This is a genomic window from Vibrio sp. 2132-1, from assembly GCF_033344315.1.
The window spans coordinates 99,812-118,490 of record NZ_JAWPON010000016.1; the positions used below are offsets into that span (position 1 = coordinate 99,812).

Annotated in this window: 16 protein-coding genes; 5 read left to right on the forward strand and 11 right to left on the reverse strand. The window is 44.1% G+C overall.

All coding sequences use genetic code 11. From position 1 onward, the window contains the following. Nucleotides 1–11: 11 nt before the first annotated feature. Genes R8N47_RS17915 through R8N47_RS17935 form a run of 5 tightly spaced genes read right to left on the reverse strand, consistent with a single transcriptional unit; the run spans nt 12 to nt 4,509 of the window. Complete coding sequence (locus R8N47_RS17915) at nt 12–866, reverse strand: alpha/beta fold hydrolase (protein WP_064353714.1); 855 nt, start codon at nt 864–866, stop codon at nt 12–14. A 6-nt stretch (nt 867–872) separates the two neighbouring features. Continuing rightward, nucleotides 873–1,430, reverse strand: a complete 558-nt coding sequence (locus tag R8N47_RS17920; protein WP_064353713.1) for a Slp family lipoprotein — start codon at nt 1,428–1,430, stop codon at nt 873–875. 41 nt (nt 1,431–1,471) lie between these two features. Then, entirely contained in the window at nt 1,472–1,777 is a 306-nt protein-coding gene (locus R8N47_RS17925; protein WP_005382213.1) for a hypothetical protein, read from the reverse strand. Between the two features lie 60 nt (nt 1,778–1,837). Then, nucleotides 1,838–2,539, reverse strand: coding sequence for a tRNA (adenosine(37)-N6)-threonylcarbamoyltransferase complex dimerization subunit type 1 TsaB (gene tsaB / locus R8N47_RS17930; RefSeq protein ID WP_017634804.1), 702 nt, complete (start codon nt 2,537–2,539; stop codon nt 1,838–1,840). A gap of 29 nt (nt 2,540–2,568) precedes the next feature. Beyond that, nucleotides 2,569–4,509, reverse strand: coding sequence for an ATP-dependent DNA helicase (locus R8N47_RS17935; RefSeq protein WP_005382210.1), 1,941 nt, complete (start codon nt 4,507–4,509; stop codon nt 2,569–2,571). A 218-nt stretch (nt 4,510–4,727) separates the two neighbouring features. On the opposite strand from R8N47_RS17935, the gene purU reads away from it, so the two are divergent. Next, nucleotides 4,728–5,561: a formyltetrahydrofolate deformylase gene (gene purU, locus R8N47_RS17940; protein WP_005382206.1), complete on the forward strand. Its 834-nt coding sequence runs from the start codon at nt 4,728–4,730 to the stop codon at nt 5,559–5,561. Nucleotides 5,562–5,875: 314 nt separating this feature from the next. Here purU and R8N47_RS17945 read toward each other — a convergent pair whose 3' ends face one another. After that, on the reverse strand, nt 5,876–6,472 hold the full coding sequence (locus R8N47_RS17945) for a VOC family protein (protein ID WP_064353712.1): 597 nt from the start codon (nt 6,470–6,472) through the stop codon (nt 5,876–5,878). Between the two features lie 220 nt (nt 6,473–6,692). On the opposite strand from R8N47_RS17945, the gene argS reads away from it, so the two are divergent. From argS to R8N47_RS17960, 3 genes are all read left to right on the forward strand, one after another. Continuing rightward, nucleotides 6,693–8,426, forward strand: a complete 1,734-nt coding sequence (gene argS / locus R8N47_RS17950) for an arginine--tRNA ligase (protein WP_005388349.1) — start codon at nt 6,693–6,695, stop codon at nt 8,424–8,426. Between the two features lie 104 nt (nt 8,427–8,530). After that, the gene (locus tag R8N47_RS17955) at nt 8,531–8,959 is read left to right on the forward strand and encodes an HIT family protein (protein WP_005382194.1); all 429 of its coding nucleotides are present in this window, start codon (nt 8,531–8,533) and stop codon (nt 8,957–8,959) included. A 150-nt stretch (nt 8,960–9,109) separates the two neighbouring features. Further along, complete coding sequence (locus R8N47_RS17960) at nt 9,110–9,631, forward strand: YqhA family protein (protein ID WP_042523163.1); 522 nt, start codon at nt 9,110–9,112, stop codon at nt 9,629–9,631. Nucleotides 9,632–9,739: 108 nt separating this feature from the next. Here the strand turns inward: R8N47_RS17960 and R8N47_RS17965 are convergent, their stop codons facing one another. From R8N47_RS17965 to znuA, 5 genes are all read right to left on the reverse strand, one after another. Further along, nucleotides 9,740–9,970, reverse strand: coding sequence for a FeoC-like transcriptional regulator (locus R8N47_RS17965; RefSeq protein ID WP_005426709.1), 231 nt, complete (start codon nt 9,968–9,970; stop codon nt 9,740–9,742). After that, nucleotides 9,967–12,243 carry a Fe(2+) transporter permease subunit FeoB gene (gene feoB, locus R8N47_RS17970; RefSeq protein WP_053307516.1) on the reverse strand — a complete coding sequence of 759 codons (2,277 nt, stop codon included), beginning with the start codon at nt 12,241–12,243 and terminating at the stop codon, nt 9,967–9,969. Before feoB ends, R8N47_RS17965 begins: the two co-directional genes overlap by 4 nt. Further along, complete coding sequence (locus R8N47_RS17975; RefSeq protein ID WP_005382190.1) at nt 12,243–12,470, reverse strand: FeoA family protein; 228 nt, start codon at nt 12,468–12,470, stop codon at nt 12,243–12,245. Before R8N47_RS17975 ends, feoB begins: the two co-directional genes overlap by 1 nt. Nucleotides 12,471–13,303: 833 nt before the next feature. Further along, nucleotides 13,304–16,681: an AraC family transcriptional regulator gene (locus tag R8N47_RS17980; protein ID WP_064353711.1), complete on the reverse strand. Its 3,378-nt coding sequence runs from the start codon at nt 16,679–16,681 to the stop codon at nt 13,304–13,306. Between the two features lie 202 nt (nt 16,682–16,883). Next, on the reverse strand, nt 16,884–17,771 hold the full coding sequence (gene znuA / locus R8N47_RS17985; RefSeq protein ID WP_033906913.1) for a zinc ABC transporter substrate-binding protein ZnuA: 888 nt from the start codon (nt 17,769–17,771) through the stop codon (nt 16,884–16,886). Nucleotides 17,772–17,849: 78 nt separating this feature from the next. On the opposite strand from znuA, the gene znuC reads away from it, so the two are divergent. Continuing rightward, nucleotides 17,850–18,671 carry a zinc ABC transporter ATP-binding protein ZnuC gene (znuC, locus tag R8N47_RS17990; protein ID WP_318185862.1) on the forward strand — a complete coding sequence of 274 codons (822 nt, stop codon included), beginning with the start codon at nt 17,850–17,852 and terminating at the stop codon, nt 18,669–18,671. Nucleotides 18,672–18,679: the final 8 nt, after the last annotated feature.

Below are 18,679 nucleotides of genomic sequence, written 5' to 3' on the forward strand. Positions count from 1 at the left end.
CAAACACTTGTTTAAATTTTGTTAACTACACCAAGAATTCGCGTTGCGACCTCGAGTATTTGCTCTAAATGACAGTGATGACCACCCTTGACAGAAACCACTTGCGGTGGGTTCTCTCCCCAATCAGCTTGGTTATATGGTAAATTCTGAAATCCTTGATCGCCTAATACAATCAAATGAGGACAACGTATTTGGCTGGTAATCGAGTTAGCATGCGCTTGCGCCATTCGGTAAAGCGACGCACATTTTAACTTGGCGTCATGCCGCCAATACCATTTATCTCCTCGCTGCTCTGTTCCACGCTCGACTATCGGTAGAAGTTGCTCAGCGGTTAATTGGTTGGCTTGCATGCGTAATTTTAACGCCAGATCGAAGGAGGCAATGGCTCGCTCTGGCTTGTTTTGCTGTCTTATTCGACTTAAAACGCCATCGCGAAGACGAGGCAAACTGTTAGTAGGATCCTCATGAAGAGGTCCTGCTCCCTCAATTTGCACAAGAGCTTCGACCTGCTCTGGAAACGCTGCACTATAGCAACTTGCGATTAAAGCACCAAGTGAATGCCCTACTAATATCAGTCTGTTTGGTGATAATTCGTCCAAAAACTGATACAAATCGGCAATATAGTCGTGAAAGGGGTAATAATTATCGTGAGATTTATGACTCGATAAACCGTGACCAAAATGATCGATGGCGAGGAGGTGTAAGTGAGGATTAAGTTGATTCAACTGCTCCATGAGCGCTTTAAAGCTGCCCGCATTATCTAACCACCCATGAAGAAAAACGACTGACAAGTCAGCCGTTTTCTCGTTCCCTATCTCAAGGGCTGCCATTTTGCCGGCAGGAAGCTCGAATTGACGCTCATGCATCGCAGATTATTTGACCTGTTTTATCACTTTACCGTCTTGTGGGAAATCATTACGCCACATGCGGCAGTTAATCGAGTAACATGGGTAAAAGTAGGTTGGCGAGTCATACATGCGTACACGTTCTTCAATTTTCCATAAACGGTACCCTTCCCCCTTTATTACCGGGAAGATGTAACCGTGCTCACCGATCTTTCCTTCTTCTTCCCCTGCTCCTTTGCCTACAACCGTCACCAAACGGCCTTCACTAAAGGCGACAGGCTCTAAATAGCCATCAAAATAGGCGACAAAACGCCCCGTAGGCTCTTCATCGATATCAGGTTTACCAGACTTACTGATAGGAAGGTTTACAATCTCTAGACGCGTTTTATCTTTAAAGTTATCCACTTTAGCGATGATTCCACCAAGGCGAACATCTTCACTCACTTGCCCCTGAGACTCAGCAAAAGCTTTATAGTCTGTAACGACCAATTCTGTGCTTGCATTTAGCTCCTCAGGCAACGAGCTACACGCAGACAAACCAACCGTAGCAAGTAATGCGAGAAAAAACCGTCCAAAAACCTTCATAAACCACCTTTCAATATTAGTAACCCCAAGCTGGGGAGATCTCACACGTAAATATCGACACCAAGTAATTGAGCCAGTTCCTCTTTTTTAGCTCGATTCATGACATCCATGTACTGCTCCATTGCTTTACGTGCGCCCCCTTCAGGAAGGTCATATTGCACTTGAGCTCGGTGAATTTGGGACTCATCCACGTGTTTTATGGAGTGCGCCACGGCGTTAGCAACCTTTGAAGGCTGACCTACAGGCTGCTTTGTTTGTGATTTATTTACCGGCTTCTTTTGACTGGCTTTATTAGTGCGATTTGCACCGGGAATCAAAGAAGGAGGCAAGCCATTAATCGACGCCATAGCACTCCATAAAAATACAGGGCAAACGCCCTGCTTTTTGTCAGGTTAATGAAAAACGGACTATTCGCGACCAGGAAGTTTTTTCCATGTCACATTATCACGTAAATAAACAGGGCTCGAATCTTCGACCGGCACGATATTACCCTTTTTAAATTCTTGTTCAGCAAGAATCACGATGTCTTGTGAATCAGGGTACAGAACGTCACCATGCGTCAAATTAAACGGTAGGCCTGCTAATACTTCTTGGTAAGCATCCCAACCAGTACCTGCTGTCGTCCACGTTTTGTCGTCTGCTTGTGCTTCTTCAACGAGACGTGCTGGTGGAATTACGCACTCTGCATCCATCCCTGCCCACTCACCGTTTGCTTGGCGAGTGTAACGTGCCCAGTAAACTTCACCCATACGTGCGTCAATAGCCACAGCGACATCGGTCACACCATGTAAGCGATAGCTACCTTGAGCCATTGCAGCCAGCGTTGAAACGCCGATCATAGGTAAGTCAGCACCGAACGCCAAACCTTGTGCGATACCAATACCGATACGAACGCCAGTAAAGCTACCTGGACCACGTCCAAACGCTAACGCATCCAGCTCTTGTAGAGTCAGGCCAGCTTCTTTGAGTACTTCATCAACCATTGGCAGTACTTTTTTGGTGTGATCGCGTGGTGCAACCGCGCTACGTGAAATCACTTGATCATTAGCCAACAACGCAACTGAACAGTTTTCAGTCGCTGTATCGATAGCAAGAATTTTTGCGCTCATTTAACTCTCTACAACTTTCATTTATTGGGTTATGCCTCAGCACTTGCGTCTGTGACAGATTGTTCTGCTTTCAGGAATGCTTTGATTCCATCTAAGTCTCGCGTCCTTGGGATAGGTGGTAGGCTTCCGAGGAAAATACCACCATAGTCTCGCGTGACGAGGCGATTATCACAAATGATCAACGCACCGTGATCCTTCTGATCTCGAATTAATCGCCCGACTCCCTGCTTTAACGTAATCACTGCATCCGGGATTTGTACTTCAGCAAATGGTTCACCGCCACGTAATCGACAATCCTCGATACGGGCTTTGAGTAACGGATCGTCAGGGGCGGTAAACGGTAATTTGTCGATAATAACACAGCTCAGCGCATCACCTCTAACATCAATCCCTTCCCAGAAGGCGCCTGTCGCCACGAGTAAAGCGTTACCCAGTTCCATAAACTCCGCCAAAGTTTTCTGCTTACTCATCTCCCCTTGCATTAACACAGGCAGCTCAAGTACTTCTCGGAACTTCTCACCTAGTTCACGCATCATGCTGTGCGAGGTACATAAAAAGAAGCAGCGACCATCATTTTCTTCAATCACCGGAGCAAGCATTCGGACTAACTTATCCGCTAAGCCGTTACTGTTTGGCTCTGGCAAATACCTTGGCACACAAAGGCGCGCTTGCTTTTGATAATCAAAGGGGGACGGCAGAGAAAATTGCTTTGTAGGCTTGAGGCCAAGGCGCTCAGTAAAGTGCTTGAAATCGCCCGATACGGCTAGGGTTGCTGACGTGAAAATCCACGCGCCTTGTTTAATCTCTATTTGCTCATGGAACTTGTCCGCGACAGAAAGAGGCGTAATGTGCAGAGCGAAATGACGAGGCGAGGTATCGTACCAGTATGAGTAACCGGTAATATCGACATCACATACCCGGTCTATACGGCCTTTGATCAAATTGGCTCGTTCAAAGGCGGTATCCAGTAATTGACTGCGCCCTAAGGCTATTTTGAGTACATCAATCGCCAATTCGAGGCTGTCAGTTAAGCGCAATAATTCTCGCTTAATAGAACCTGATTGCAACGCCTCACGCCAGTTGCCACGAAAGCCTGGCTCACCCAATACAATCCGCATGTCCATTGCGCTTTGCATGAGTTTGTCGCCCACTTTTTGCAATTGACGCATATCTTTGGCTTCGGTGCGATAGGCTATTTCAATGTCTTTGGCAAGATCGTGAATTTGGCGGCTTGAAACTGACTGGCCGAAATATTCGCTCGCAATATCTGGCAACTGATGAGCTTCATCAAAAATAAACACATCGGCTTCTGGAATCAGTTCACCGAATCCTGTTTCTTTGATCGCTAAATCAGCAAGAAACAAGTGATGGTTCACTACAACAATGTCGGAATCCATGGCTCGCTTACGCGCTTTCAATACAAAGCAATCAGTGTAGCTCGGACATTCTTTACCTAAACAGTTATCATTGGTTGAGGTGATAGTCGGAATGATCATGCTGTCTTCTGGCAGATCATCACAATCACCAAGGTCACCTGTTTTGGTTTCTGATGACCAAGCACGCACTTTAACCAGTTGAGTTAATAACGTCGGGTCAGATTCATTAGTGTGGCTTTCGACCATTTGGCGGCTCAAACGATCCAAACACAGATAATTAGAACGCCCTTTTAATAACGCCACTTGGCCATAAAAACCAAGCGCATTGACCATGAGCGGTAAGTCACGATGGTACAACTGCTCTTGCAAGTTTTTCGAGCCTGTACTGATGATCACTTTTTTACCGCTTAACAGCGCAGGGACTAAGTAGGCGAAGGTCTTACCGGTTCCGGTTCCTGCCTCCACCACCAACTGGGTTTGATCTTTGATCGCACTGCTGACGGCTTCCGCCATATCGATTTGTGGCTGACGAGCTTGAAAGCCAGGAATGGCCTTACCTAACGCGCCATCAGAGGAAAAAGTTTTTGCGATCATGCTTGGTATTGAGTTTGAAAAATTATCGAGAGTATATCAGAGGAATAGGAGTGACATCAGCCCACAATCTGACCAGCTTGCGGCGACACGCGGATATTTTGTTGAAACCAACGTAAGAATAGATTATTTATGGTGAAACATGGCAGTACAGTTACACCCGCCAGGGAATAATAACAAATTCGTACGCTAAAATATTAATGCATGGAAGTACCTGATTTATGGAAAAGAAAACACTGTTGACCCACTGTTCTGACGCCCCGGGTCTCATCTCGAAAATTACTAATATCTGTTACAAGCACCAACTCAACATCGTTCACAATAACGAATTTGTTGATAATACCAGTGGCCACTTTTTCATGAGAACGGAGTTGGAGGGGTACTTCAACGATCAAACGTTTCTTGCCGACTTGGACCAAGCTCTCCCGCAAGGTGCTAAGCGTAAATTGGTTGGCTCTCGCCGTAAGCGCATCGTCATTCTCGTCACAAAAGAAGCGCATTGTTTAGGCGATATTCTGATGAAAACCTACGATGGAAGCCTAGATGTTGAGATCGCCGCTGTGGTGGGGAATTACGACAAACTGCAAACTCTCACTGAACGCTTCGACATTCCTTACCACCATGTGACCCATGAAAACCTTAGCCGTGAAGAACACGAGCAGAAGATGCTAGAAGTGATCGATCAATACGATGCTGACTTTTTGGTGCTAGCTAAATACATGCGCGTATTAACGCCGACGTTTGTTGAGAAATATCACCACAAAATCATTAATATTCATCACAGCTTCTTACCTGCTTTTATTGGCGCGAAGCCATATCAACAAGCTTACGATCGCGGTGTGAAAATCATCGGTGCAACAGCACACTTCGTGACTAATGATTTAGATGAAGGGCCGATCATCAAGCAAGACGTAATTCCTGTCGACCATACATTCAATGCCCAAGATATGGCGCAAGCGGGACGCGATGTAGAGAAGAACGTATTGAGTAAGGCTTTGAATAAAGTGATCAATGACCACGTCTTTGTTTACGGCAATAAGACGGTTATTCTTTAAATTCGCAGCTGATTGCTAGCTGCTAAAAACGCGTAATTTGAGAAGGCATTGTCTTTTCGTTACGCGTTTTTTATCTGTCGGTGGATGTTTTATTGAAGTGCTTGTAAGAGATTCCCGACTACGCTCCTTCGTCGCTTTCGGGAATGACGTAAATGAGGCATGAGCATGAAAGCTAATTAGTACGCATCACTTAACCAAACGCAAACAACTCAAGCGCGTCATTCCGACGAGCTTAAGCGAGATCAGGAATCTCATATCCGCACACTGTGAGTTTAAGTGACCCCTCTGACTAACAGCGCACGACGTAAAGCAAGTTACGCCTGCTCAGACTCCACAATACGCTTAAGTGAATGCGGGTGCAGCTTGATACAAATGCCTTGATACTTAAACGCCACCGTTGGGTTGTTCAAGCGTTCGCCTTCCCCTTTCGGGCTCGACAGTTTGATCTTCACACCCAGCTCTTCCAACTCATTAAAACGCGCCCCAAACGCTGGGTAAGTGTGTTTCAAATCAGCAAGAAACTCGTCTGCAGTTTCGGCATGAGACGGAATAACAAACTCCACATGTTCCCAGCTTTCAGTTGAGTAGATTTTGCCTTCCGCAGGGTATGGCAGTTCCAGACACTCAATCTTCCAACCACGGCTTTCCAACGCTTTGTCGAATTCGATAACGATGATTGGACGACCGTTGATTTTCGCTTGTGAAATCACCTTACCGTATTGATTCCATGCCTCATGCGCAGCTTTTGCCGTTTCAGGGTCATTAATACGCAATGCAATATGGTCAGCTTGAGCAAAGCTCAGATCCAGTTTTAACAGGGTTGCAAACTCTTCAATCTTGTCCATGAAGACATCTAAGTCTTGGAGCATTAGTTCAGGCGTAAGGCGTTTTTCAACAAGTTGAATAGTCATTGTGGCTCTCTTTTGGGGCGATTTATCTCTTTACTCTGAGCGCAATAGTAAACGCAAACAAAGTGACATTTCCATTCAATCGAAAAAGTAAAAATTTCCCCAAATCCTCTCTGTATGAAAAGCAATAAAGTTGTTATCATTAGCCCCATTTTTGTGAACTCCAACAGAACTCGGCGCCTATTTTGCCGAGTTCTTCGTCCTTGAATTGAAGGAAACGCGTGTGAATATCCAAGCACTTATTAATGACAAAGTATCTCAGGCTCTAGAAGCCGCTGGCGCACCTGCAGGAAGCCCTGCGGCAGTACGCCAATCAGCAAAGCCACAATTTGGTGACTACCAAGCAAACGGCGTAATGGGCGTTGCTAAAAAACTGGGTACTAACCCACGAGAATTTGCACAGAAAGTACTGGATGTTCTAGACCTAGATGGTATTGCAAGCAAGACAGAAATCGCTGGTCCTGGTTTCATCAACATTTTCCTAAGCGAAGAGTTCCTAGCAAAACAAGCGGAAGCAGCACTGGCTGACTCACGTCTTGGCGTTGCAGCAGACGAAGCTCAAACTATCGTTGCTGACTACTCTGCACCAAACGTAGCTAAAGAAATGCACGTTGGTCACCTACGTTCAACCATCATCGGTGATGCGGTAGTACGTACTCTTGAGTTCCTAGGTCACAAAGTGATCCGTGCGAACCACATCGGCGACTGGGGTACTCAGTTCGGTATGCTTATCGCAAACCTTGAACGTGTACAACAAGAGTCTGGCGAAGTTTCTATGGAACTTGCGGACCTTGAAGGCTTCTACCGCGAATCGAAAAAGCTGTACGATGAAGATGAAGACTTCGCAGTAAAGGCGCGAAACTACGTTGTGAAACTGCAAAGCGGTGACGAGTACTGTGCAGAAATGTGGAAAAAACTCGTTGATGTAACCATGATCCAAAACCAGCGCAACTACGACCGTCTAAACGTGTCACTGACTCGTGACGACGTGATGGGCGAGAGCATGTACAACGACATGCTTCCTAAGATCGTTGCAGACCTAAAAGAACAAGGTCTTGCCGTTGAAGATGATGGCGCGCAAGTTGTATTCCTAGATGAATACAAGAACAAAGATGGCGAACCAATGGGCGTTATCGTTCAAAAACGCGATGGCGGTTTCCTATACACAACAACAGACATCGCATGTGCAAAATATCGTTATGAAGAGCTAAGCGCAGACCGTGTGCTTTACTTCATCGACTCACGTCAACACCAGCACCTAATGCAAGCTTGGACAATTGTTCGTAAGGCAGGCTACGTACCTGAGTCAGTATCTCTTGAGCACCACGCGTTCGGCATGATGCTTGGTAAAGATGGTAAGCCATTCAAGACTCGTGCGGGTGGTACCGTTCGCCTTGCCGACCTTCTAGATGAAGCAGAAGTTCGTGCAGCACAACTGATCGAATCTAAAAACCCTGAGCTAGATGCGGAAGAAAAAGAGAAGATCTCTAAAACAGTTGCAATGGCAGCGGTTAAATACTCTGACTTATCTAAACACCGTACGACTGACTACGTGTTCGATTGGGACAACATGTTAGCGTTTGAAGGTAACACAGCACCATACATGCAATATGCATACACTCGCGTAGCTTCTATTTTCGCTAAAGCTGGTGTTGCTATGGACGCTCTCCAAGGTGACATCAAAATCACTGATGAGAAAGAGAAAGCACTTATTGCTAAGCTTATGCAGTTCGAAGAAGCGGTTCAATCTGTCGCTCGCGAAGGTCAACCACACATCATGTGTAGCTACCTATTCGAACTAGCAGGTCAGTTCTCTAGCTTCTACGAAGCGTGCCCTATCCTAGTTGCTGAAGACGAAGCAGTGAAACAAAGCCGTCTGAAACTAGCAGCGCTAACAGCGAAGACCATCAAGCAAGGTCTGTCTCTACTAGGTATTGATACTCTAGAGCGCATGTAAGCGATTCTAGAATCGAGACGATTTAGAAAGGTTGACGTGAAAGCGTCAACCTTTTGTTTTATCTGGCGTATACTGATGTCATTCAATTCAAATCGGACAACATAATGAGTTTTGAACTGCACCCTCAACTGGCAAAAGACACCACCGTTATCGGCCACTTCCCACTGTGTGTGGCGCTTCTGCATAAAGATAACGCCGTGCCATGGGTTATCTTGGTCCCTAAACGTGCAAACCTAAAAGAGCTTCACCACTTGCCAATGCAAGAACAGCAACAGTTTTTGCTAGAGTCTCAAGCGGTAAGCCAAGCACTGGAAGCAACATTCCGTCCAGACAAGCTAAACCTTGGTGCGCTAGGTAATATGGTGCCACAGCTGCACATTCACCATATTGCTCGCTTCAAAGATGACGTAGCATGGCCGGGACCGGTTTGGGGGAACACCAAAGGTGAATTCCGTACAGAAGAAGAGCAAAACGAATTGCTTGGTCGCATTAAAAATGTGCTGTCACTGAGCTCTATTTTCCAAAAAGCATAAGCACTGCTAGCGAAAATAATTCGCCTTTGAATACGGCTGAAATAGACAGAGAAAGATTAATACGTATTTGTAACAATCTTTCTCATTTTTCTGGGATTATCACTAAAATAAAACTTGTTTAGACTACCAGCTCAGTTAGAGAGGGTCATCATCAAACAAGTCTTCAACACATTCCGATACGTCAGCTGGATCGCCATTATCTGTTCTATGGCTGCTTCATTCTTGCTTTTTCTTATGGGTGCAGCAAAAACCTATTCGGCATTTGCGGTCTTCATTCTCAATCAAACACCTCCAGAAGCACTCGCACATTTAGATAAAGCAGACATCGCGATCGCTTATTTGATCAAGTCACTGGATACGTTTCTTGTCGCACTAGTTTTGTTCATCTTTGCTCACGGCATCTACACACTATTTATTTCCAACAAAGCTAAAGCGAAAACACAAGAGCAGTCGGTTTTGCATTGGATCAGAACCCCAAACATCGGCCATCTAAAAAACATTTTGGCTGAAGTCATCATCGTGATCTTGTTTGTGAAGTTCTTAGAGCTCGTGCTGATTAACTTCGACAGCTTAGATTGGACGATCTTAACATTACCTATTTCGATTTTAGTTTTAAGTCTTGGTTTAAAGTTCCTAGGGTTAGGCGCGACTAAACACTCTGAAGAACATTAATTTCGCTGTATTCACAAACAATAACCAGCAAAATAAAAGCCGCATCATTGCTGATGCGGCTTTGTCGTTTTTACGTGATAATTTTTAGGTGACTAATTTTGATAGTCGCTACATGGTGACTGTCAGAGACAAACCATCTTGTTTAGTCACTGAGTAGCGAACTCGAGTCACGTCATGAGCTTTATTGGTGTCAACTAGGCGGCTAATTTTGCCCTTCTTAATCCACACACTTAACATCGCGTCAGCACCATCTTCACTCATCCCAAACTGCTTAGCCAGATCTGACTGGGAAACGGTTCCTTTGTCTGCAATGTATTGATAAAGCTCTTTTAAAATCATGCTACTTGCGCCTCTAATGCACCGTTTTGTTTCTTACCAACTCGTTTGAACACACGGTATGTGCCAAAGAAGATAGCTACGATCACTGCCATCCAAATGCCACTTGTCACTGGGCTATCTGCGAAATGCGTCAATTGGTTGTAGAACGTCGCACATAGGTAAGCCAAGCCCATTGTCCAAACCGCGATAAAGCGTGCGAACTTATGACCAAACTCACGTACGTAAGCCCCCATCGCCGCCACACAAGGTGTGTACAGTAGGATAAAGATTAGGTAAGCAAATGCGGCATTGCCAGAAGCAAACTGCGATTTAATGTTACCGAAGATAGAAGCATCGACTTCTTGTTCTTCGGCAACGGCATTTGAGTCAGTTAAGTCACCCACTTCAATGCCTAGTGGATCTGAGTAGCTCAAACCGGCTAGGTTTTCAGGGATACTCATTACTGCCTCTTCTAGGCTGCCCATTAGATCAAATTCTGCGTCTTCACCGTCGCTTGGCGTGGTGTATAGGCTGTTAAGCGTACCAACTACCGCCTCTTTTGCGAAGATACCGGTAATGATACCAACCGTCGCTGGCCAGTTATCTTCTTGAACACCGATTGGCGCGAATACTGGAGTAACAACTTGCGCAGCTTTAGAAAGCACCGAGTTTTCGCTGTCTTCGTTACCAAAACTGCCATCAGTACCCAATGAGTTGAAGAAACTCAGAATAGCAACAACGATAACGATGGTTTTACCTGCACCAAGTACAAAGCGCTTTAGCTTTTGCCAAGTTTTGATCACCACGTTTTGTAGCGTCGGAAGCTCGTAATCTGGCATTTCCATCACTAGGCTGTCGCTGCTACCTGGGTAAAGCGTGTGCTTAAGGAAAAGACCTGTGAAGATCGCTGCCACAATACCAAGTAGGTAAAGTGCGAATACAATGTTCTGGCCAGAACCTGGGAAGAATGCCGCAGCGAATAGCGCGTATACAGGCAGACGAGCACCACATGACATAAATGGTGCCATAGAGGCAGCCAGTTTACGCTCACGTTCTTGGTCTAGAGTACGAGTTGCCATGATTGACGGTACGTTACAGCCAAAACCAAGAACCAACGGTACAAATGCTTTGCCCGGTAGGCCGATCTTCTGCATCACTTTATCTAGTACGAATGCTGCACGAGCCATGTAACCTGAGCTCTCAAGTACCGCTAGGAAGAGGTACAAACACGCGATAACCGGAATGAAGGTTGCAACCGTCTGGATACCACCACCGATACCATCAGCAAGAACCGTCACTAACCACACAGGCAAATGACCGTCTAACAAGTGATGCCCACCATCAACCAATAATGCGCCCACACCAATGTCAAAAAAGTCGATAAATGCACTACCGATGTTAATCGAGAACATAAACATCAGGTACATAACAACAAAGAAGAAAGGAATTCCAATCCACTTGTTCAAAATAAACTGGTCGAGTCTTTCAGTCACACTACGACTTAACTTGCCTTCGCTTCGGCGAACTTTTTTACACTGTTCATGCAGATGCGTGTACTTAGTATCCGCGACATGCAAATCGATATCCAAATCTAACGTCGTAATGACTTCCAAGACTTTGCTTCTATCAATATCAGAAAGACTATTGAGCACCATTGTGTCTTTTTCAAGCGCACGAATCGCTAGTGCACGATGAGCGACGTTTTGGTCGTTAAAAAGTGCGGAAACCGTTTGAATTGCCGACTCCATCTTCTCACCGTAATGCAAAGACAATTCTTTAAGTGGCACTCCTTGAACGATGGATTTATGGAGCTTTTCTTTAAACTCTGCCACTTGAGTTTTATTGGTTGCAGATAAACTGACAACCGGACAACCTAACGTTTTCTCAAGCTCTGCAACGTTAATCATCTGACGTTCACGCTTTAGCGCATCCATCTTGTTGAGGACAACAATCATAGGGCGACCAAGTTCGCGAAGTTGCAGCGTCATGTATAAGCTGCGCTCTAAACTTGTAGCATCCACCACGTTAATAATGAGATCAGCAGGATGAGTTAGAACCGCACGCGATGCGATGGATTCATCAATACTATTACTATCATTACCACTGTCTAATGAGTAAATACCCGGAAGGTCAGTGAGCAAAAACTCATCCCCAGCATGCTTGAATTGTCCCGTTTTCTTTTCAACCGTGACGCCTGCCCAGTTACCAACTTGCTGTTTTGCGCCAGTTAAACCATTAAATAGCGTCGTTTTACCACTATTAGGGTTACCTACGGTTAGCACTTGATATTGCATTACACTCGCTCCACTTCAATTTTCTGAGCAATTGTTTCTCGCAATGCGACAGACACACCACGGACTTCGACTTGTAAAGGATCGCCCATTGGCGCACGTCGAATCACTTTGACTTCTGTATTGGGAAGCAGCCCCATTACCATGAGTTTCTTTCTGATATCTGATGAAAGACCATCTAACAACCGAATCGTCACCGTATCGCCAGGATTAATCTCTGATAACTTCATAGTGGCCCTTAAGAGTATTGCTAATGAGAAATATTATTATTTAATAAGTTTAGGTTGCCAATATTACTCCCCTATACCCCTTCAATCCTTGTGTGAAATCAAAGATTCCGTAAATGTTTTCACGCTTTCAAACGTTAACTTCGTAAATTTCCTCTCGTTATTTACGTCAAAATTAACAATTACAAATGACACCTAACGAAACAAAAATGTCACAAACCAAGACAGAAAACAAAAAATTCAAATTAAAACAATGGCTTAAGCAAAAAGCCAAACGTTGTCGCTTTTCTCATATAAACATGGCGTTATTTTTATAAGAAAAATAAGTAACCTCTCGTATAGTTACTCCATCGAGAGGGCAACTTCTCTAATAAATTCCAGAGGTGGCATGGCAACATGTCACTCCGGCAGCAAGCGAAGGTGTCCTTGACACCCGTGGTATAGTCCCCCCGGCTATACCACGATATTTTTTTTCACCTCTTTCAAAACTTCTTTACCTTATTCATCTTTTCAACACAGTTTTCGTTTTCACGAATGTCGCATGCCATCACTCCCCCAAATGAACCACGCTCTTTTGATACAGCAATACAACTGTCATTTATTTGTTGCAACTATCAGTAAATCATTCTCTTGAAGCCATTTATGCTTATTGCTATGAACATCGCGACTAACAGATAGAACGTGATCGTGCTTACGTGTTGAGAATGGATTTGTAGGCTAGATGTGATGAAGAAACAATGAAACTTACTGCGTTAGCAACTGCAGCAATAATAGAGCACTGTATGCAGCTCCCCAGCATCTTAACTATTAACTAGGGAGCGTATAATGAAGGTTTTCTAGTTAATTTCTTGGCTTTCTTGAGTCAAAGCAAACTTGGAAGGGGGCAAACCAAAATGCAGCTTAAACTTTTGGCTAAAGTAAGATGGATCATTAAAGCCACAGTTAAAGGCGACTTCACTGATTTTCTCACCCGCCAATAACTGTTCACACGCCGTTTCTAAACGAACCTCTGTGACATAGTCTTTTAACGTTCTTGACGAGGCAGATTTAAAACGCCTCTGCAAAGAGCGTTCAGACATATACAGCATTTTAGCGGCTGACGCAGTGCCAAATTCAGGATCATGGTAATGCTCTGCCACTAATTGATAGACTTTTTGCAACCACTCTTTCTCTGGTGTGACTTGATCTTCTGCAATAGTTACAGGATTGAGTTCTTGCTGCGGTTCATCCAGATAACTCCTTTCCTTCGCAGATGGCCATGTAATCTCGACTTTGTTTTGAGCATCAGAAGAGAAGACAGCCAAATAACCACCACTCGTTGTCACTAGTTGGGCAAGGTGGTCAATACTCAACTCAGAGTGATTTAAGTTAGATGGAAGCCCAGTCGCGACTTTATTAGGTAATTGCGTCCCGTAATCAAGAAAGCTCAATGACACAATATCATGCCCCTTTTCTAGCATAATTCTAACCGTTTGACCCCGGAAAGAGCGCTTGATGATATTGGCAAAAATGCTATTGAAAATAACATCAAGATTAAAACTTTCCAGAGCAACCCGGCTCTGCTTGCTCTCATCTTCTAGCTCTACCAAAATACCCGCTTTTGCAAAGTCATCTTGCCATACATCAACCACTGACTGAGTTATCTGACTCAAGTTGTAGTTCTGACTCCCACCACTTACATCACTTGGAACACTTTTGAGTTCATTTAACTGCCAATTCGTTTTAGCCAAATGATCCTCTGTCGCAGTATCGAGAGGCATAGGTAGTTTCGCCACAATAAAGTCGACGCTTGATTTTATGGATAGAGCTACATGGTCTACGAGTAGGTTTCTAACTTGAATCTGTTTACGTAATTGCTGGTTGCTCGTAAGCAACACTCTACTTTGATGTCTTAACTGATTCGTTTTGAGGGTCACTTGAGCTGCTAGATCACGGTTAGCCTGTACAACGTAGCGCGAGCGCCAGAATACGAGTACTGCAACGACCGCAATACTAGCTACGACAAAGCCTAAAATAGCAAATCGCGATAGATACCAAGGATGAAGGACGATAAAGTGAGATTCTAAACCAACGACTCCAGCGGCAACTTGAGACGCATTACTGACCTGCAAGTGATATTCACCGGAACTAAGGTGCTCGAGTGTCAGTTGGCCCCCCTCTAACGTTTGCCATGGGTCATCGTTGTTCAATCGATAGTACAAATTTTGACTGTCTGGTTTTGGCATCACACCGAATAAAAAACTCAGCGAAGATCCATATGGCAGTGTGAGCCCATTCAGATCGGCACTACCAACTTGCAGAACTTCATTTTCAAGCACAACTTGGCTAACAATAAACTTAGACTCTGGGGGATTAGATACAAGCAGCTTGGATGCTTCTGCTTTTACGAGTCCGTACTTCGACCCCAGAACAAGCTCTCGCTCACCAATTTCTGTCTGCTGTATAACGCTACAAATACCAGGGAGGAACTCATTGTTCATTAAGCCTGATGACGATGAGTAATGTTTCACTAACTCACCCGAAAGGTGGTAATAGCTTAAACCGACAGAGGAAGCTAACCATACACCTTGCCTGTCTCTGATCAAGCAAGCAGGTCTGGCGTTGGGTTCACTCATTTCAACAACACGTTTTTCATCGCTTCGTGTATCAGTTTTAAACACACCATAAGATGAAGCAAACCACTGGCTGCCATCAACCGCCGTGGTCATGTCTAATGATTCACCAAACTTTTCTGAAAAACGGATAAACTGGATGTTGTCATTACTGTATTGGTATACGCCATGATCGGTGCCTATTAATAGGGCATCTTCAATATCATATAGGCGCGTAACCTTAGCAGGCAAATACTGACTTACTAGCCACTCACTTCCAAAGTTTCGTACGCTTTGTGCAGCAGTATCAACATTGTAAAGATGGTATCCGCTTGATACCCAAAGACGGTCATCACCATCAACGGTCACATGCTCTACGGCATGTCCGGCCATAACCTGTAAATAAGGAAATGTAATCTTGTTGAGACCATTTAGATCAAATATTTCCAGCCCTTTTGAGGTTGCAAGCCAAAGCATGCCGTTTTGAAACGCAAATTCATTGATCTGCGACTCCAACTCTAAGACTTGGTTAATCCCACTCTTTCCTGAACGATAAATCTTTCGGTCATCAGCAAACCAAAGCGCACCATCAGGACCTTCAATAGTTTGCCGAATTCGTCCTGATAGGGTGTGTGAGTCATAACTACTAAAGGTCACTCGTTCAAATTTTTTACTAAATAGCGAGTAATAACGAATACCTTGGTTAGTCGCAATCCACATCCCTCCTATATTGTCGCTCAACAACGAATAAATCTTCGTGTTGTCTAACTCTAACTCAAGAAAACTTGCAGGCGCGACTTCGGTGACCTCACCTGAAAAAAATGAGTACAAATAAAGGCCATGCTCTGTCCCCACCCAATACTCTTGATTTGTCTCTGCGAATGTCAAAACATGTGAGCCGCCAATTCTAATCACTTCTTTATCAGGCTGGTAAATGTTGAAAATTAAAGCGCCACGCAATGTACCTATCAAAATTTCTCTTCGCGTGTGTGAATAATAGACTTTCTCAATGTAGTTTTGACCTGAGGCAGCGACATGGTCAAACTTATCACCTTCAGAAAGATAGAAGCCGGAAGTCGTTGCTAGTGCCCACTTCGTTTCAACTAGCACCGCATCATTAATGTAAACGTAGCTATTATTACTATGTTGATAGAGCTGCAATAGAGAGAAAGAGTTTAATTCGCTAGTGTCGATATTGTAGGTATAGAAATGCGCGCCATCACTCACCCAAATATAGTTCTTTGAAGACCCTATTTTTCTTATTTGTGAGCCTGGATTTAAACTAAAGACTAAACGTCGTTCCTGATTTGGATAGGTTCGATAGACCTCATTTTCAATAAAGGTCCAAAAAGCACCTTTATGATAAGCCAACTGCTTAGCCGACGTTTGTAGGAAGCTACCTGATTTAGGTAATATAGTTTGACCATCGTAAAACAGGACTCGTCCGTGTACGTCATGAATCCACAAACCGCCCTTTTCACCCAAGAACAACTTTTTAGCCGCGATAAAAGTACCCTTTGCCTGAGTTGGCAAAGGGTAAAAGATTGCATTTGCATTATGAAGCGCAAATGCTTGGTAGGATAAGACAAAGCCCAACAGAGCAAGGGCTAATTGGCGTAGCAAGACGAAAACCTTTTGTATCAATTTGTGCTCGGAAAGTGACCGTTCATCGTTTGTAAAGCATGGATTGATACGGTTATTTTGAGCTGATAATTATTGGTAATGATATCTCAATTACTTTCTGAGAAAAGGCTCGCCTTACCAAAGGTTGTAATTCTTACTACTGGATCACGTTAAAAAGACTACTCCTACATTACGACAGCACTTAATCTGACTTTTTGTTCAAGCATTGCTCAAAACTATTCGCCATATTGTTGAGAAAAGTAAAGTAACTGCCAGGTTTTGCTTCAATTGTACTCCCTAACGGGTCAAGCTCGCCTTTAGCGACGTCACTGCCTCTCATTACGCTCTGAACGACAGCCGGGGTAAACTGAGGTTCAGAAAATACACAAGCCACATCTCCACCACTTAGCTTTTGACGAATTTGAATTAAGGTCTTCGCTCCTGGCTTTCGTTCTGGGCTCACAGTAAAATGCCCCATTTGATTTAGTTCATAACGATCTTCGAAATAACCGTAAGCATCATGGAATACAAAGTAACCTTTGTTTTTTACTGGTGCCAGCTTCTGCTTTATCTGTTGGTCAGTGTCTTTTAGCTCGAGTTCAAACTTTTTGAGGTTCGCTTGATATTGAGCTGCATTTTCCGGATCAAGTGATACAAGTTGATTCACAACAGCCTTGGCCACTTGTTGTGCTTGGCTTACACCTAGCCAAAAGTGCGGATCATGTGAGCCATGATCGTGCCCATCATGGTCATGGTTGTGCTCACTATCAAATTCACGCAATTCTAGATTTGGAATTTGACTAATAGTCAAAGTATTCGATCTATCCGAAACAACTTTCTCTAGAAACGGTTCAAGATCATGTCCGTACCAAATAACCAAATCAGCCGAAGCGACCTTTTTAACATCCGATGGACGCAAAGCATAGTCATGGGGTGATGTGTTAGACTGCAATAGCACGTCTGGTGAAGTTACTCCTTGAGTAAGCTCTGTTACTAACAACTGAATAGGTTTGATACTCGTCAGTACCGTTACTGCCTGTGCTGGAAGTGTTAACATTGCTGAGGCAGCAAGAATTAATGCTCTTTTCATAGTTTTACTTGGGATATGGCGTGGAAAGTGAGATAATGTTACATTATAACATTATTGATTTGCAAATGAGTTTCATTCATGTCTTCCTTAGTCCATCTTGAGCAGTTATGCGTCGAGTTCGATGGCCGCAGAGTTCTCGATAACATTAGTATGGAATTAGAAAAGGGCAAAATAACTACCCTAATTGGTCCCAATGGAGCGGGAAAATCAACGTTAGTCAAAGTTATCTTAGGTCTTCAAAAGCCAACTAGCGGCAAGTTGAACCGACAAAGAAAACTGAAAATTGGTTACGTTCCTCAAAAGTTGAAGCTCAATGACTCCCTTCCATTGAATGTAACCCGCTTCCTAAATTTAGCAGGAAAATACAGTAAGCAGGAGTGCATTGATGCATTAAGGCTTGTTGGCGCTGAACATTTACTTAATAGTAATATGCATCGCTTATCCGGTGGTGAAAACCAACGAGTGTTACTGGCGCGCGCTCTGCTTCAGCGTCCTCAGCTGTTGGTATTAGACGAACCAGCTCAGGGTGTGGATATCCAAGGTCAAATCGATCTCTATGACTTAATTGAGAGCATTCGTCACCGCTTTGATTGTGGCGTATTTATGGTGTCGCATGACTTACATTTAGTGATGGCGAAAACGGACGATGTTATTTGTCTGCATCACCATGTTTGCTGCTCAGGTTCACCTGCCACTATTACTCAGCACCCTTCTTACATCGCACTATTTGGCAATGCTGCGAGAGAGTCTCTCGCGTTTTATCATCACGACCATGAGCATCATCATCACGATTTATCCGGAACGCCAGTAAGCGGTGATGCGATATCATGCTCTGAGGAATCCCCTAATGATTTTGATAAAAATCATAAATTTAAGGTAGATGCACATCTTGTCATGTGATCAAATGG

Coding starts and splice junctions, on each gene's coding strand:
- R8N47_RS17915 (WP_064353714.1), bottom strand. CDS start 866: ATGCATGAGCGTCAATTCGAGCTTCCTGCCGGCAAAATGGCAGCCCTT.
- R8N47_RS17920 (WP_064353713.1), bottom strand. CDS start 1,430: ATGAAGGTTTTTGGACGGTTTTTTCTCGCATTACTTGCTACGGTTGGT.
- R8N47_RS17925 (WP_005382213.1), bottom strand. CDS start 1,777: ATGGCGTCGATTAATGGCTTGCCTCCTTCTTTGATTCCCGGTGCAAAT.
- tsaB (WP_017634804.1), bottom strand. CDS start 2,539: ATGAGCGCAAAAATTCTTGCTATCGATACAGCGACTGAAAACTGTTCA.
- R8N47_RS17935 (WP_005382210.1), bottom strand. CDS start 4,509: ATGATCGCAAAAACTTTTTCCTCTGATGGCGCGTTAGGTAAGGCCATT.
- purU (WP_005382206.1), top strand. CDS start 4,728: ATGGAAAAGAAAACACTGTTGACCCACTGTTCTGACGCCCCGGGTCTC.
- R8N47_RS17945 (WP_064353712.1), bottom strand. CDS start 6,472: ATGACTATTCAACTTGTTGAAAAACGCCTTACGCCTGAACTAATGCTC.
- R8N47_RS17955 (WP_005382194.1), top strand. CDS start 8,531: ATGAGTTTTGAACTGCACCCTCAACTGGCAAAAGACACCACCGTTATC.
- R8N47_RS17965 (WP_005426709.1), bottom strand. CDS start 9,970: ATGATTTTAAAAGAGCTTTATCAATACATTGCAGACAAAGGAACCGTT.
- feoB (WP_053307516.1), bottom strand. CDS start 12,243: ATGCAATATCAAGTGCTAACCGTAGGTAACCCTAATAGTGGTAAAACG.
- R8N47_RS17975 (WP_005382190.1), bottom strand. CDS start 12,470: ATGAAGTTATCAGAGATTAATCCTGGCGATACGGTGACGATTCGGTTG.
- znuA (WP_033906913.1), bottom strand. CDS start 17,771: ATGAAAAGAGCATTAATTCTTGCTGCCTCAGCAATGTTAACACTTCCA.
- znuC (WP_318185862.1), top strand. CDS start 17,850: ATGTCTTCCTTAGTCCATCTTGAGCAGTTATGCGTCGAGTTCGATGGC.